A 15,259-nucleotide genomic window follows, 5' to 3' on the forward strand; every position below is an offset into this window, starting at 1 on the left:
AGATTGAGGTAGTAAATTCAGTGGTTGTCGGGGCGGATGATCCACATCCATCTGCGCCAAGCCAAACGAGTGTACCTCTGAAAATCAAAAAACGTCAACTTGTCTTATGTCTTATATAAGATATGATTCGCCAAGCTATTTTTGAGAATCCAAACGCATCCTGCCATGCCAACCCTGCCTGAAACCAGCCTTGAGCACGAACCGACTCCGGTGGTTGACGTCGCGTCAACCGGCAGCAATGCCACGCCCGCGTTCAGCCCGCTGTACCAGCAAATCAAGGGGCTGATTCTGGGCAGTTTGCGCTCCGGCGAGTGGAAGCCGGGAGAGGCCATTCCGAGCGAAATCGAACTCGCCGCGCGCTTTCGGGTCAGCCAAGGCACCGTCAGAAAAGCCATCGACGAGCTGGCTGCCGAAAACTTGTTGCTGCGTCGCCAGGGCAAAGGTACTTTTGTTGCCACACACGCCGAACAGCAAGTGCAATTCAGATTTCTCAGGTTGGTGCCCAACAGTGGCGCACGCGGCAGCGAGGGGCCAGCACAGCGCGATATCGTCGAATGTCGCCGGACCCGAGCCAGCACCGATGTGGCCAAGGCCTTGGCATTGCGCGCAGGCGATACGGTGTTGCAAATCCGTCGGGTGCTGGGGTTTGGCGGCGTGCCCGTCATCCTCGAAGACATCTGGCTGCCTGCCACACCGTTCAAAGGCCTCACCGCCGAGCGGATGGCCAGTTACAAAGGCCCAACCTACGCCCTCTTCGAGACAGAATTCAACGTCCGAATGGTTCGGGCAGAAGAAAAAATTCGCGCCATCTCGGCCACGGACATCCACGCAGAACTGCTGAGCGTGACTTTGGGCACCCCGCTCCTGAGTGTGGAGCGCATTGCCTACACCTACCAAAGCGAACCCATGGAATTGCGTCGGGGGTATTACCGCACCGACACCCATCACTACCAAAACGACATGAATTAAACAGCCATGCATGTCCGTGCGCAGCAGACGACGCCAGATGGTCTTTCTTGCTTTTTGAGGGTCATCCAATAGACCTTCGACAGGCGTCAAGAACCATGTCATACCGGGGGTATGATGGTGCGTTTCGATAAAATTTTCATTGGTTGGCCATCCCTGATGGCCAGGCAGCCACTTCAAACACAGAAAGCCAGTTATGTCTGAAACAGCGACGAGCCATTCAAAAAAACGCCCCGAATTCAGGAACATCGAATTCCCCAGTTTGATCACCTACCGCTGGCCATTGGCGTCGCTGGCGTCGGGCATGCACCGGGTCAGTGGCGCCATCATGTTCTTCCTGATGCCTTTTGTGATCTGGATGTTTGACGCCTCCATTTCGTCTGAAGTCTCGTTTGCCCGCTTCAAAGCCGCCTTCAACATCGGCATGCTGGGCATTCCCGGGTTCCTCTGGAAATTGGTGGCACTGGGCCTGATCTGGGCCATGTTGCACCACTTCATCGCCGGTATACGGCACTTGTGGATGGACACCCATCATCACCATGTCAGCAAGGACTTCGGTCGCCAAACCGCCGCAGTGGTGCTCGGTTTGACACTCAGCCTGACGGCTGTGCTCGGCGCCAAGCTGTTCGGTCTTTATTAATTCAGGAGTTACCCATGTCCGTCAATTACGGCTCTCACCGCACCGTTGTAGGTGCACATTACGGCGTACGCGACTGGTTGTCACAACGTGTGACAGCGGTCATCCTGGCCCTTTTCACCGTCTTGCTGCTGGCTCAGGTCATCTTCAGCAAAGGCCCGATCAGCTATGAGTTGTGGGCTGGCATCTTCGCCGCGCAATGGATGAAAACCTTGACCTTTGTCGTTTTCCTGTCCTTGTTCTACCACGTGTGGGTGGGCATGCGCAATATTTTCATGGACTATGTCAAACCTTATGCGGTGCGTTTTGTGCTGCACGTGTTTGCCATCGTCTGGCTGGCTGGCTGCGTGGGATGGGCCATTCAGGTTCTTTGGCGCCTGTAAGCTGGCTTCATTGATCAGAAGGCATCAGCCCAACCGGCCAGACAGACACGCCGAAATGGGCTATCCATCAACAAAACACAAAAATCATCATGACTGCTACCTCCAAACTCACCACGCGCAAATTTGATGTTGTCATCGTCGGAGCCGGTGGCTCCGGCATGAGCGCCTCTTTGCGCCTGTCCAATGCGGGCCTGAACGTGGCCGTGTTGACCAAAGTCTTCCCCACCCGGTCACACACCGTGGCTGCCCAGGGCGGCATCGGCGCCAGCCTGGGCAACATGGCAGAAGACAACTGGCACTACCATTTTTACGACACCATCAAGGGCTCCGACTGGCTCGGTGACCAGGATGCCATCGAGTTCATGTGTCGCGAAGCCACTCAGGTGGTCTACGAACTGGAACACTTCGGCATGCCTTTCGACCGCAATGCCGACGGCACCATTTACCAGCGCCCTTTTGGTGGCCACACAGCCAACTACGGCGAAAAGCCGGTGCAACGTGCTTGCGCCGCAGCTGACCGTACCGGCCATGCCATGCTGCATACCCTGTACCAGCAAAACGTCAAGGCCCGCACCAACTTCTTTGTTGAATGGATGGCGCTGGATCTGATCCGTGACGCCGAAGGTGACGTGGTGGGGGTGACCGCACTGGAGATGGAAACCGGTGAAATCCACGTGCTGCGCGCCAAGTCCGTGTTGCTGGCAACCGGTGGTGCGGGCCGTATTTTTGCCGCATCCACCAATGCCTTCATCAACACCGGCGACGGTTTGGGCATCGCCGCGCGTGCCGGCATCCCGTTGCAAGACATGGAGTTCTGGCAATTCCACCCGACCGGCGTGGCTGGCGCCGGTGTGTTGTTGACCGAAGGCTGCCGCGGTGAAGGCGCCATTTTGCGCAACAGTGCGGGCGAACGTTTTATGGAGCGTTACGCACCTACCTTGAAGGACCTGGCGCCGCGTGACTTTGTGTCGCGTTGTATGGACCAGGAGATCAAGGAAGGCCGCGGCTGTGGCCCGAACAAAAACTACATCAACCTGGACATGACCCACCTGGGCGCAGAAACCATTGCCAAGCGTCTGCCCAGCGTGTTTGAAATTGGCCACAACTTCGCCAACGTGGACATCACCAAGGAGTCCATTCCCGTGGTGCCGACCATCCATTACCAGATGGGTGGTATCCCGACCAACATCTACGGCCAGGTTGTCACTCCCGATGGCAGTGGTTCACAGAAGGTGGTCAAGGGTCTCTATGCCGTGGGTGAATGCGCCTGCGTCAGCGTGCACGGCGCCAACCGCCTGGGCACCAACTCCTTGCTCGACATCGTGGTGTTTGGCCGGGCCGCTGGCAAGCACATCGTCCAGTTCAACAACGAGAGCGACACGCACAAACCCGTGCCAGAGAATGGCGCAGACATTTCCCTGGACCGCCTGAATCGCCTGGACAACTCCACCTCTGGTGAATATGCCCAAGTCGTGGCGGATGACATCCGCAACACCATGCAGACCCACGCCAGTGTGTTCCGCACCCAAGCCAGCATGGACGAGGGGGTGATCAAGATTGCAGCGATGCGCGAACGTGTCAAGAACATCACCTTGGCCGACAAGTCCAAGATCTTCAACACCGCGCGTATTGAGGCGCTGGAAGTGGACAACATGATCGAAGCCGCCCAGGCCACCATGGTGTCTGCCGCTGCCCGCCGCGAATGCCGTGGCGCCCACACCGTGCTCGACTACGACCGCCCTGCCGATGACGCCACCTGCCCGCTGGGACGTGATGACGTCAATTGGATGAAACACACCTTGTGGGACCGGGACACCAACAGCCTGAGCTACAAGCCAGTGAACCTCAAGCCGTTGACAGTGGCCTCTGTGCCACCCAAGGTCCGCACGTTCTGATCTTGCACCTCTCCGAACAAGAAAGCACATCATGGCAAAACGCACTTTCAACATCTACCGCTACAACCCGGATACCGACGCCAAGCCCTACATGCAGACCATCGAAGTGGAGCTTGACGGCTCCGAGCGTATGCTGCTTGACGCGCTGGTGAAACTCAAAGAGATTGACCCCACGCTGTCTTACCGTCGCTCCTGTCGTGAAGGCATTTGCGGCTCCGACGCGATGAACATCAACGGCAAAAACGGCCTGGCCTGTCTGATCAACCTGCGCACCCTGCCAGACACCATCACCCTCAAGCCGCTGCCAGGCCTGCCGGTGATCCGTGACCTGATCGTGGACATGACCCTGTTTTTCCAGCAGTACCACTCGATCAAGCCCTACTTGATCAATGACACCCGTCCGCCAGAGAAAGAACGCCTGCAAAGCCCGGAAGAGCGCGAAGTGCTCAACGGCCTGTACGAATGTATTTTGTGTGCCAGCTGCTCCACCAGCTGCCCGGTGTACTGGTGGAATCCGGACAAGTTTGTCGGCCCGGCCGGTCTGTTGCAGGCCTACCGCTTTATTGCCGACAGCCGGGATGAAGCCACCAGTGAGCGGCTGGACAACCTGGAAGATCCTTACCGCCTGTTCCGCTGTACCACCATCATGAACTGCGTCGACGTCTGTCCCAAGGGCTTGAACCCCACTGCGGCCATTGGCAAGATCAAAGAGCTGATGGTGCGCCGCATCATCTGACTTGGCGGACCCCATGGAGCAAGCCCTGACGTCCTTGCCGGACGACCTCATCGATGAAAGAATGCTGAGCAAGCTCAAGTGGCGCAGCCGCCGTGGCTTGCTGGAAAACGATATTTTTGTGGATCGGTTTTTCAAGCGGTTTGAGTCTGTGCTGACTGTCAAGCACGCGCAAGGTCTGATGGCTTTAATGGAGATCAGCGACAACGATCTGCTGGATCTGCACCTGGGACGCAAAACCCTGGGGCAAGTCCAGGCTGATCTGGAACGTGACGATGTTTCTGAAGTGTTGAATATGTTGAGAGATAACCCGAAAGGTCAAAATGAAGCTAGCTGAAAACAAAGCCACCCTGTCGTTTTCCAACGGCAGCCCCAGCGTTGATCTGCCTGTGTACCAAGGCAGCGTAGGCCCGGACGTCATCGACATTCGCAAACTCTACGGCCAGACCGGCATGTTCACCTATGACCCGGGCTTCCTGTCCACAGCATCCTGCCAGTCGGCCATCACCTATATCGATGGCGACAAAGGTGAGTTGCTGTACCGCGGTTACCCGATTGAACAGCTCGCCACCCAGTGCGACTACCTGGATACCTGTTACCTGCTGCTCAAGGGTGAGCTGCCCAAACAAGCTGAACGCAATGGTTTCCACAAGCTGGTCCTCAGCCACACCATGGTCAATGAGCAGATGCAGTTTTTCCTGCGTGGCTTTCGCCGTGATGCCCACCCGATGGCGGTGTTGACCGGGCTGATTGGTGCCCTGTCCGCGTTCTACCATGACAGCACGGACATCAACAACCCCGAACACCGCGATGTGGCCGCGATCCGTCTGATCTCCAAAATGCCCACCCTGGTGGCAATGGCTTACAAATACGGCAGGGGCGAGCCCTATATGTACCCGCGCAACGAACTCAGCTACGCGGGTAACTTCCTGCGCATGATGTTCGGCACACCGTGTGAAGACTACAAGGTCAACCCGGTGATCGAACGGGCCATGGACCGGATCTTTATCCTGCACGCTGACCACGAGCAAAACGCCTCCACCTCGACCGTGCGCTTGTGCGGATCTTCGGGCACCAACCCGTTTGCGGCGATTGCCGCCGGTGTCGCTTGCCTGTGGGGTCCAGCGCATGGTGGCGCCAACGAAGCCTGCCTGAACATGCTCGAAGACATCCAGCGCCAAGGCGGCGTGGCCAAAGTCGGCCAGTTCATGGAGCAGGTCAAAGACAAGAACTCCGGTGTCAAGCTGATGGGTTTTGGCCACCGCGTCTACAAGAACTACGACCCACGCGCCAAACTCATGCAGGAAACCTGCAACGAGGTGCTGGCCGAACTGGGTCTGGAAAACGATCCCCTGTTCAAGCTGGCCAAAGAGCTCGAAAAAATCGCGCTGGAAGACGACTACTTCGTTCAACGCAAGCTGTACCCGAATGTGGACTTCTACTCCGGCATCGTGCAACGCGCCATCGGCATTCCTGTGAACCTGTTCACCGGTATTTTTGCCCTGGCACGCACCGTGGGCTGGATCGCTCAGCTCAACGAAATGATTGGTGATCCTGAGTACAAGATTGGCCGTCCACGCCAACTGTTCACAGGTTACGTCACTCGCGACGTCAAGCCAGTCTCAGAACGCTGAAACATGCTATCCAAGAACCCCGCCGCCTGCCAAGGCCGCGGGGTTTTTTTATGCACAAGGCAATCGCACTCTAGCCCAGGTTGTGATTGAGGAATCAGCTATCAGAAGCATAGTATTTTTGCGTCCAGAAAAACATTTGCAGGTTTATGCACGGCTCCATGCCGTCGCTACCGGGCACGGCCACCGCCCCGTTTTGCCCATCTGACGTCAAAGGCAGTGTGACGCTGGATGCCAAGCGCCTCGTCATCGCAAGGTGTGATGTGATGCAGGACTGAGGCATTCCCGGCGCCGACATATTCCATCGCCAAATACGATGCCTTCTTTCACAACACATGGGAAAATACAAAAAGACGTCGCTCAGTACGATGCCTGAATATATGCCCACCACCGACCGCACCCTCACCCGCCGCATGGATCTGACCTCGCTGCAGATGTTTGTGGCCGTCTGTGAAACCGGCAGCATTGGCAAAGCGGCCGAGCGGGAGTTCATTGCACCATCGGCGCTGAGCAAGCGCCTGAGTGACTTGGAGGCCAGTTTGGGCAGCCAGTTGCTGCAACGGCATGCACGGGGTGCGCACCCCACCCCGGCTGGACAAAGCCTGTTGCACCATGCGCGCAGCGTGTTTTTCAGCCTGGACCGCATGCAGACCGAGCTCTCCGAATATGCGGATGGCGCGCGCGGCCAAGTGCGCGTGCATGCGAGCATTTCGGCCACTGTGCAGTTTCTGCCCGAAGACTTGGGCGCCTTCATTCGCGCCCACAAGGGCATCAAGATCGACCTGGAGGAACATCTCAGCGCCGAAGTCATTCGTGCGGTGCAAGAGGGCGCGGCCGACTTCGGGGTCTGCAACACCGCCGACGGTGTGGGCGAGTTGCAAACCCTGCCTTACCGACAAGACCAGCTGGTGCTCATCGTGCCGCGCACACACGCGATCGCACGCCAGGCTTCGGTTGCGTTTGCGGACACCCTGGCGCTGGACCACGTGGGCCTGCATTCCAACAGCTCCATTTATGTGGCCATGCGCCAAGCTGCTGCCGCGCTGGGGCTCAGTATCAAGCTGCGGATTCAGGTTGCGGGCCTGGATGCCATGTGCCGGATGATCCATAACGGGCTGGGCGTCGGCGTCATGCCCCTGCGTGCGTTCACCTTGATGCACGGCGCCGACAATCTGGCCGCCGTTGCCCTGACAGACAGCTGGGCCCAGCGCCGCATTGAGCTGGTGGCCCGTGACTTCTCGACCCTGCCGCGCACGGCGCGTTTGCTGGTTGACCACCTAAAATTGACCCCTTAAGGAAGACCTCTCCATGGCCACTGTTGCACGCACGCTCTACGACAAACTGTGGGACGACCATGTCGTCCATACCGAAGACGATGGCACCGCCATCCTCTACATTGATCGCCACATCGTCCACGAAGTCACCAGTCCACAGGCTTTTGAAGGCCTGCGTGAGGCAGGGCGCAAGGTCTGGCGGGTGAGCTCCATTGTGGCGACCGCCGACCACAACACGCCCACCACCGGCTGGGAGCATGGCTACGATGGCATAGCCGACCCCACCAGCAAGGAACAGGTGCTCACGCTCGACCAGAACATCAAGGAGTTTGGTGCAGCGGCGTATTTCCCGTTTCTCTCTAGGCGCCAAGGCATTTGCCACGTGATTGCGCCTGAAAATGGCGCCGCCCTGCCCGGCATGACGCTGGTGTGCGGCGACTCCCACACCTCCACCATGGGTGCGATGGGCGCATTGGCCCATGGCATCGGCACCAGCGAGGTCGAGCACGTCATGGCCACCCAAACGCTGCTGGCCAAGAAGGCCAAGAACATGCTGATCAAGGTCGAGGGCAAGGTCACCCCCGGCATCACCGGCAAAGACATTGTGCTGGCCATCATCGGCAAAATCGGCACCGCAGGCGGCACCGGCTACACCATCGAGTTCGGCGGCTCAGCCATCCGAGCGCTGAGCATGGAAGGCCGCATGACGGTGTGCAACATGGCCATTGAAGCGGGTGCCCGCGCCGGTTTGGTGGCGGTCGACGAGAAAACCATCGACTACGTCAAAGGCCGCCCCCTGGCCCCTGGCGCCAATGCCGCGTCACCCGAGGCAGCCGCGCTGGAGTGGGACCAAGCTGTGGCCTTCTGGAAAACCTTGCACTCGGATGCAGAGGCCAAATTCGACACCGTGGTTGAACTCGACGCCACCCAAATCGTGCCGCAAGTGACCTGGGGTACCTCGCCCGAAATGGTCTTGGGTATCGACGCGCGTGTGCCGGACCCCGATCAGGAAAAAGACAGCAACAAGCGTGGCGCCATTGAGCGGGCACTCACCTACATGGGGCTGGAGCCTGGCAAACCCCTGAACGACTTGTTCGTCGACAAGGTGTTCATCGGCTCCTGCACCAACAGCCGCATTGAAGACATGCGCGAAGCCGCCCAGGTGGTGAAGAAGCTGGGCCAGAAGGTGGCCAAGAACATCAAGCTGGCCATGGTGGTGCCCGGCTCCGGCCTGGTCAAAGAACAAGCCGAGCGCGAAGGCCTGCATGAAATTTTCAAGGCAGCTGGTTTTGAGTGGCGTGAACCCGGCTGCTCGATGTGCCTGGCCATGAACGCCGACCGCCTGGAACCGGGTGAGCGCTGCGCCTCCACCAGCAACCGCAACTTTGAAGGCCGCCAAGGTGCCGGTGGGCGCACCCACCTGGTCAGCCCCGCCATGGCAGCAGCGGCAGCGATCCACGGCCACTTTGTTGACATCCGCCAATTCTCCTGACCCTTCTCAAAAGGAAAGCATCATGAAAACTACCCTCTGCGTTGTGTCTGCCGCTGCCCTGCTATTGTTGTCTGCCTGCAACACCGTCAAAGGCGTGGGTCAGGACCTGCAAAAAGCAGGCGAAAAAATTGAAAGCGCCGCCAAAAAATGAAACACTTCACCCTTCACCAAGGCCTGGTGGCACCGATGGACCGCGAAAACGTGGACACCGACGCGATCATCCCCAAACAATTCCTCAAATCCATCCGCAAGACCGGCTTCGGCCAGAACCTGTTTGACGAATGGCGTTACCTGGATGCCGGTTTCCCGGGACAAGACCCGGCCAGCCGCCGACCGAACCCGGACTTTGTGCTGAATCAGCCGCGCTTCCAAGGCGCGTCGATCCTGCTGGCACGCAAAAACTTTGGTTGTGGCTCCTCGCGTGAACACGCCCCCTGGGCGCTTGACCAGTTTGGCTTTCGCGCCATCATTGCACCCAGTTACGCCGACATCTTCTTCAACAACAGCTTCAAAAATGGTTTGTTGCCCATCGTCTTGAGCGAGGCCCAAGTCAGCCAATTGTTTGACGAGGTGGCAGCCTTCCCCGGCTACACCCTGACGGTGGACCTGGAGCGCCAGGTGGTGATCAAACCCAATGGGGACGAGCTGCCGTTTGACGTCCAGGCGTTTCGCAAATACTGTCTGCTCAACGGCCTGGACGACATTGGCCTGACACTGCGCCATGCCGACAAGATCAAGACCTTCGAGGCCACACGCTTAGCACAAAAACCCTGGCTAGCCCAGACAATGATTGGCTAAGACGCTATTGTTTTTAATAGCGAGTTCGCTGCTTCAACCCCTTGCCCAACGCCACGCTGGCAGCCTACCAGCGCTTGGTGGCCCCAACCTTTTAGAAAGTCAGGAAGATCATGAAGATTGCAGTCTTGCCAGGTGATGGCATTGGTCCGGAAATTGTGGTGGAAGCCGTCAAGGTGCTGCACGCCCTTGACCTGAGTTTTGAGTTGGAAACGGCCCCAGTGGGTGGCGCTGCTTATGCGGCGCTCGGCCATCCGCTACCCGCCTCTACCCTGAAGCTGGCCAAAGACGCTGATGCCATCCTGTTTGGCGCTGTGGGTGACTGGAAGTACGACAACCTGGAGCGCCACCTGCGCCCCGAGCAAGCCATTCTGGGCCTGCGCAAAAACCTGGGCCTGTTCGCCAACTTCCGCCCAGCCATTTGTTACCCGGAGCTGGTGGGCGCCTCCAGCCTCAAGCCCGAACTGGTGGCCGGGCTCGACATCCTGATCATCCGCGAACTCACCGGCGACATCTACTTTGGCCAGCCACGCGGTCGTCGTATTGCCACCGACGGCAACTTCCCCGAGGCCGAAGAAGCCTTCGACACCATGCGTTACAGCCGCCCGGAGATTGAGCGCATCGCCCACGTGGCCTTCCAGGCCGCACGCAAACGCAGCAAACGTGTCACCAGCATCGACAAGGCCAATGTGCTGGAAACCTTCCAGTTCTGGAAAGAGGTGGTCACCGAAGTTGGCCAGCAGTACCCCGATGTGGCGCTGGACCACATGTACGTGGACAACGCCGCGATGCAGCTGGTCAAAGCCCCGAAGAAGTTCGATGTGATCGTCACCGGCAACATGTTTGGCGACATCCTCTCGGACGAAGCCTCCATGTTGACCGGCTCAATCGGCATGCTGCCCTCAGCCAGCCTGAACGCCAGCAACCAGGGCCTGTACGAACCCAGCCACGGCAGTGCGCCGGATATCGCAGGTCAAGGCATTGCCAACCCGCTGGCCACCATCCTCAGTGCCGCCATGATGCTGCGCTTCAGCCTGAACCAGGAAGAAGCCGCGCTGCGCATTGAAAATGCGGTGAAGTCCGTGCTGGCCCAAGGCCTGCGCACCCCCGACATCTACAGCGAAGGCACCACCCGCGTCTCCACCATCGAGATGGGCAACGCCGTGGTCAAAGCGCTGTAAACCTTGCAATTACAATCGTGCCATGCAACACATTCGCATCCTGCCTTCTGATAGCGCCGCTGGCGCTACAGAAGCTGCTTTTGCCGGTGTTGCACTGGCAGGGTCCGCTGTGACCAAAACGACAACCATTACTGGCTGACTCAGCCTGGTTCGTCGCGCCCCTCCCGGCCAGACGAGCCGGGCAGATGAAATCCGAGTATTTCGACAATCTGAAAGGGCATTCTCATGAAAATCGGTAATCTGGTCGGCCTGGTGGGCTGGCGTGGCATGGTGGGTTCGGTCCTGATCGACCGTATGCAGGCTGAAGGTGACTTCGACCTGATCGAACCTTTGTTTTTTTCCACCTCCAACGCAGGTGGCCAAGCACCGGCTCTGGCCAAGAATGAAACCACGTTGCAGGACGCGTACAACATCGACGCCCTGAAACGCTGCGACATCATCATCAGTGCCCAGGGTGGCGACTACACCACCGCCGTATTCCCCAAGCTGCGTGCCGCTGGCTGGAACGGCCACTGGATTGACGCAGCCTCCACCCTGCGCATGGAAAAAGACGCGGTGATCATCCTTGACCCGGTCAACATGCCGGTGATCCAAAATGCACTGAACCAGGGTGGCAAGAACTGGATCGGTGGCAACTGCACCGTGAGTTGTATGCTGATGGGTGTGGGCGCCCTCTACAAGGCCGGTCTGGTGGAATGGATGAGCACCCAGACCTACCAGGCGGCCAGCGGCGGTGGCGCCCAACACATGCGCGAATTGTTGACCCAGTACGGCACGCTCAACGCCGAAGTCAAAGCCCTGCTGGACGACCCCAAGAGTGCCATTCTGGAAATTGACCGCCAGGTCATCGCCAAACAACGCAGCCTGAGTGCGTCTGAAACCGCCAACTTTGGCGTGCCACTGGGCGGCTCGCTGATCCCCTGGATCGACAAGGATCTGGGCATTGGCAAGAGCCATGATGAAGCAGGTTGGGGCCAATCCAAGGAAGAGTGGAAAGGCATGGCCGAGACCAACAAGATTCTGGGCCAAGGCGAAGGTTTTGGCTCCACCGCAATTCCGGTGGACGGGTTCTGCGTGCGTGTGGGCGCCATGCGTTGCCACAGCCAGGCCTTGACCTTCAAGCTCAAAAAGAACGTGCCTAGCGCTGACATCGAAGCGATGATCGCCGCCGACAACCCCTGGGTCAAAGTGGTGCCCAACACCCGCGAAGCCACCATCAAAGACTTGACGCCTGTGGCCGTCACCGGCACCATGACCATCCCCGTGGGCCGTATCCGCAAACTGGCCATGGGGCCGGAGTATGTGGGCGCCTTCACCGTGGGCGACCAATTGTTGTGGGGAGCGGCCGAACCGCTGCGTCGTATGCTGCGGATTTTGTTGCAAGCCTGATTTCAGACTGCACCGGTTTTTAGCGGCCTGACACGCACCCAAGTGCGCGTGTCAGGCCGTTGCCACTCTACAACATAGAATTGCGCTCCCGGCGGTCTTAATGCGCAGACCTTCTGCTAAGAAGCTGACTTAACTTGTCAGGCTAACATATTGATGTTATGGTGCTTTTTTTGTTTCAAGTCCTTGGGCGTGCAGCCCTGAACAGACCACCTTCGGCTGGCTGTAAACCGGAGAGCACAAATTGATTGCGAAGTCTCACCCCTGTCAACTTACCGCTTTGGCAATCGCTGTGCTGATGGGTTTATGGAGCACACAGGCCGCGGCGTTGTCGCTGGGGCGCATCACCGTGCAATCTGCACTGGGCGAGCCACTGCGCGCTGAAATTGATGTGCTGGACATCAACCCCGAAGAAGCCGCCAGCCTGGTCACCAAAGTCGCACCCACCGAGGCTTTTCTGGCGGCGGGTTTGGAATACAACCCGGCTCTGAACAGTCTGCGCGCCACCCTGCAACGCCGCCCGGATGGCCGGGCTTATCTGCGCCTGAGCAGTGAGCGACCGGTTGGTGAGCCGTTTGTTGACATGATTCTGGAGACCAGCTGGAACTCGGGTCGCATTGTGCGCGACTACACCATGCTGTTTGACCCACCAGCCCTGCGCAAGCAGGCCGCTGGTGCACCGGTGGGCGCACAACTGCCTGCACCGGCACCAGAACGTATTTCTCCCGCCACCCGGGCCGCCGCAGCTGCGGCTGTAGCCGCACCCGCAGTGTCCCGACCAAGTGCAGCGCCGAGCCAACCCACCGCCCCCAAAGCGGCGGCGAAAGCCACCAAACCTGTTGCCATGGAGCCAGCTCCTGCGGCGCCTGCAGTGCAAAAGGCCACCTCTGCCGAAGCCAGCGTCAAGGTCAAGCCAGGCGACACCGCCAGCGCCATTGCGGCCGCCCACAAAAGCGCCAATGTCTCGCTGGACCAGATGCTGGTGGCCCTGTTGCGCGCCAACCCGGATGCATTCATCCAGGACAACGTCAACCGCATCAAAGCGGGCGCGATTGTGACCCTGCCAAGCCAGGAACAGGCCACGGCCACCGGCCGCGCCGAGGCGACACAAATCATCAACGCCCAAAGCCAGGATTTCAACGATTTCCGCCGAAAACTGGCCAGCAATGTGCCTGGCGCCAAACTGTCACCCGCCAGCCGGGACGTCAGTGGCAAGATTGAAGCCACCGTCGACGACAAAAAACCAGCCGCTGCCACCCCCGACAAGCTGACCTTGTCCAAAGGCAGTGTGCAAGCCAAATCCAGCGAAGAGGCCCTGGCCAAAGAACGCAATGCCGAAGCCGCGGCGCAACGCTCGGCCGAGTTGGCCAAAAACATCCAGGAGCTGGACCAGTTGGCCAAAGCCTCCACTGCACCTGCCAGCGCGGCAGCCTCCACGCCAGAACCGGTGGCCAGTGCCCCAGAGGCCGTGCCAGCCCCGCAAGCCGAGGTCAAAGCCTCAGAGCCTGCATCGGCTCCGGCAGTCACCCCGCCCAAACAACCGGCGCCACCTCCGGTACAGCCAGAACCTGCGCCCGAACCCAGTTTCTTCGACGACCTGCTGGAGAACCCGATGCTGCTGCCCGGTGCGGGTGCACTGGTGGCCTTGTTGGCAGGCTTGGGGCTGTACAAGCGGCGCCAGCGCAAACAAGCAGAACAACTCGACAGCACCTTTGCCAACAGCGACCTGGCCTTCTCAGGCGGCAGTGGAGGTCAGAGTGTGGACACTGGCGACAGCCTGACCACCGGCTCGTCGATGGTTTACTCACCCAGCCAGCTCGACGCTGTGGACGATGTGGACCCGGTGGCCGAGGCCGATGTGTACCTGGCTTATGGCCGCGACCTGCAGGCCGAAGAGATCCTGAAGGACGCCCTGCGAACCCAGCCACAGCGTGTGGCGATCCACCAGAAGCTACTGGACATCTACGCCAAACGCCGTGACCTCAAGGCGTTTGAAGCGATTGCGGCCCTCGCCTTCAACCTGACCGACGGCACCGGCCCCGAATGGGAACAGATTTGCGAGAAGGGTCTGGCCATCGACCCGGACAACGCGCTCTACCTGCCGGGCGGCCAGCCCCTGCCCTCGCAGCTGCCCGACTTTCAACCGTCCGCACCCGCCACCGTCACGATGGGCAGCCCGATCGCGGCGGCCAAGGTGCAAGACGAAGCACCGCCCGCACCCATCGCCACCGGGCCGAGTGACCTCGATCTGGATCTGGACTTCTCCCTGGACGAGCCAGCCGATCTGCCCGGCCCAGCGGTCCCCGAGCCAACCGAGCCGCCACCCCACAGCGACGCCATTCCCACGGCGTTCTCCGGCTTGAGCGCGTTTGAAGAAACGCCCTTGCCCACTCTGCCCGAAGAGCCACCGGCTGTGGACGAACCTGCAGCAGAGGAACCCTCTTTTGAAGAGCCCGCTTTTGAAGCCCCGCAGGAAGAGCCAAGCGGCCCGTCCACGGTGCGTGACCCGCTGGCTGACGACTTGGACTTCTCGCTGGACACCCCCGAGCTGCAACTGGACTTGCCACCCACGGCCGATGAGGCCGCGGCATCCTCCGCCTCTAACAACGCAGCCACCCAGGCCAACAACGAGCTGATGTCCTTTGATCTGGGCTCGCTGTCACTGGACCTGGGTGAAGACAAGGTCACCGTGCCCGGCGAGTTTGTCGACGAAACCATGGACCCGCTGGAAACCAAACTGGCCCTGGCTGATGAGTTCCGTGCCATTGGGGACGACGACGGCGCCCGCGCCCTGATCGAAGAGGTGATTGCCGAAGCCGCTGGTGATTTGCGGTCCAAAGCCCAAAGCGCCCTGGCCAAGCTGTGAGTTCGGTCGGTTCTCCGGCC

General features: G+C 59.5%; 14 protein-coding genes. All 14 read left to right on the forward strand.

Features of this window, described 5'->3' with window-relative positions; genetic code table 11:
* Window positions 1–165 precede the first annotated feature (165 nt).
* The 14 genes from RF819_RS05445 (at window position 166) to RF819_RS05510 (ending at window position 15,239) form a co-directional block, all read left to right on the forward strand.
* Complete coding sequence (locus RF819_RS05445; protein WP_078364033.1) at window positions 166–969, forward strand: GntR family transcriptional regulator; 804 nt, start codon at window positions 166–168, stop codon at window positions 967–969.
* A 193-nt stretch (window positions 970–1,162) separates the two neighbouring features.
* Window positions 1,163–1,606, forward strand: coding sequence for a succinate dehydrogenase, cytochrome b556 subunit (gene sdhC / locus RF819_RS05450; RefSeq protein ID WP_078364034.1), 444 nt, complete (start codon window positions 1,163–1,165; stop codon window positions 1,604–1,606).
* A 14-nt stretch (window positions 1,607–1,620) separates the two neighbouring features.
* Entirely contained in the window at window positions 1,621–1,986 is a 366-nt protein-coding gene (sdhD, locus tag RF819_RS05455) for a succinate dehydrogenase, hydrophobic membrane anchor protein (protein ID WP_078364035.1), read from the forward strand.
* 89 nt (window positions 1,987–2,075) lie between these two features.
* Complete coding sequence (gene sdhA / locus RF819_RS05460) at window positions 2,076–3,881, forward strand: succinate dehydrogenase flavoprotein subunit (RefSeq protein WP_078364036.1); 1,806 nt, start codon at window positions 2,076–2,078, stop codon at window positions 3,879–3,881.
* A 31-nt stretch (window positions 3,882–3,912) separates the two neighbouring features.
* Window positions 3,913–4,617: a succinate dehydrogenase iron-sulfur subunit gene (locus tag RF819_RS05465; protein ID WP_078364037.1), complete on the forward strand. Its 705-nt coding sequence runs from the start codon at window positions 3,913–3,915 to the stop codon at window positions 4,615–4,617.
* Between the two features lie 13 nt (window positions 4,618–4,630).
* Window positions 4,631–4,951, forward strand: coding sequence for an FAD assembly factor SdhE (locus RF819_RS05470; protein WP_078364038.1), 321 nt, complete (start codon window positions 4,631–4,633; stop codon window positions 4,949–4,951).
* The gene (locus RF819_RS05475; RefSeq protein ID WP_078364039.1) at window positions 4,938–6,248 is read left to right on the forward strand and encodes a citrate synthase; all 1,311 of its coding nucleotides are present in this window, start codon (window positions 4,938–4,940) and stop codon (window positions 6,246–6,248) included. The genes RF819_RS05470 and RF819_RS05475 overlap by 14 nt, the downstream gene beginning before the upstream one ends.
* A 377-nt stretch (window positions 6,249–6,625) precedes the next feature.
* A complete protein-coding gene (locus tag RF819_RS05480; protein ID WP_078366787.1) occupies window positions 6,626–7,540 on the forward strand; it encodes a LysR family transcriptional regulator in 915 nt (304 codons plus the stop codon).
* Between the two features lie 13 nt (window positions 7,541–7,553).
* Window positions 7,554–9,011, forward strand: coding sequence for a 3-isopropylmalate dehydratase large subunit (leuC, locus tag RF819_RS05485; RefSeq protein ID WP_078364040.1), 1,458 nt, complete (start codon window positions 7,554–7,556; stop codon window positions 9,009–9,011).
* A 22-nt stretch (window positions 9,012–9,033) separates the two neighbouring features.
* On the forward strand, window positions 9,034–9,162 hold the full coding sequence (locus RF819_RS05490; protein WP_078364041.1) for an entericidin A/B family lipoprotein: 129 nt from the start codon (window positions 9,034–9,036) through the stop codon (window positions 9,160–9,162).
* A complete protein-coding gene (gene leuD / locus RF819_RS05495; RefSeq protein ID WP_078364042.1) occupies window positions 9,159–9,809 on the forward strand; it encodes a 3-isopropylmalate dehydratase small subunit in 651 nt (216 codons plus the stop codon). Before RF819_RS05490 ends, leuD begins: the two co-directional genes overlap by 4 nt.
* A 110-nt stretch (window positions 9,810–9,919) precedes the next feature.
* Window positions 9,920–10,987 carry a 3-isopropylmalate dehydrogenase gene (leuB, locus tag RF819_RS05500; RefSeq protein ID WP_078364043.1) on the forward strand — a complete coding sequence of 356 codons (1,068 nt, stop codon included), beginning with the start codon at window positions 9,920–9,922 and terminating at the stop codon, window positions 10,985–10,987.
* A 231-nt stretch (window positions 10,988–11,218) separates the two neighbouring features.
* A complete protein-coding gene (gene asd, locus RF819_RS05505) occupies window positions 11,219–12,376 on the forward strand; it encodes an aspartate-semialdehyde dehydrogenase (protein WP_143541806.1) in 1,158 nt (385 codons plus the stop codon).
* A 241-nt stretch (window positions 12,377–12,617) separates the two neighbouring features.
* A complete protein-coding gene (locus RF819_RS05510) occupies window positions 12,618–15,239 on the forward strand; it encodes a motility hub landmark protein FimV (RefSeq protein WP_338109563.1) in 2,622 nt (873 codons plus the stop codon).
* The last annotated feature ends 20 nt before the right edge of the window (window positions 15,240–15,259 follow it).

The organism is Rhodoferax fermentans (genome assembly GCF_002017865.1).
Lineage (GTDB): Bacteria > Pseudomonadota > Gammaproteobacteria > Burkholderiales > Burkholderiaceae_C > Rhodoferax > Rhodoferax fermentans.

What these genes read in the sequence shown, in the direction of transcription:
- RF819_RS05445 (WP_078364033.1), top strand. Translation starts at nt 166, where the DNA reads ATGCCAACCCTGCCTGAAACCAGCCTTGAGCACGAACCGACTCCGGTG.
- sdhC (WP_078364034.1), top strand. Translation starts at nt 1,163, where the DNA reads ATGTCTGAAACAGCGACGAGCCATTCAAAAAAACGCCCCGAATTCAGG.
- sdhD (WP_078364035.1), top strand. Translation starts at nt 1,621, where the DNA reads ATGTCCGTCAATTACGGCTCTCACCGCACCGTTGTAGGTGCACATTAC.
- sdhA (WP_078364036.1), top strand. Translation starts at nt 2,076, where the DNA reads ATGACTGCTACCTCCAAACTCACCACGCGCAAATTTGATGTTGTCATC.
- RF819_RS05465 (WP_078364037.1), top strand. Translation starts at nt 3,913, where the DNA reads ATGGCAAAACGCACTTTCAACATCTACCGCTACAACCCGGATACCGAC.
- RF819_RS05470 (WP_078364038.1), top strand. Translation starts at nt 4,631, where the DNA reads ATGGAGCAAGCCCTGACGTCCTTGCCGGACGACCTCATCGATGAAAGA.
- RF819_RS05475 (WP_078364039.1), top strand. Translation starts at nt 4,938, where the DNA reads ATGAAGCTAGCTGAAAACAAAGCCACCCTGTCGTTTTCCAACGGCAGC.
- RF819_RS05480 (WP_078366787.1), top strand. Translation starts at nt 6,626, where the DNA reads ATGCCCACCACCGACCGCACCCTCACCCGCCGCATGGATCTGACCTCG.
- leuC (WP_078364040.1), top strand. Translation starts at nt 7,554, where the DNA reads ATGGCCACTGTTGCACGCACGCTCTACGACAAACTGTGGGACGACCAT.
- RF819_RS05490 (WP_078364041.1), top strand. Translation starts at nt 9,034, where the DNA reads ATGAAAACTACCCTCTGCGTTGTGTCTGCCGCTGCCCTGCTATTGTTG.
- leuD (WP_078364042.1), top strand. Translation starts at nt 9,159, where the DNA reads ATGAAACACTTCACCCTTCACCAAGGCCTGGTGGCACCGATGGACCGC.
- leuB (WP_078364043.1), top strand. Translation starts at nt 9,920, where the DNA reads ATGAAGATTGCAGTCTTGCCAGGTGATGGCATTGGTCCGGAAATTGTG.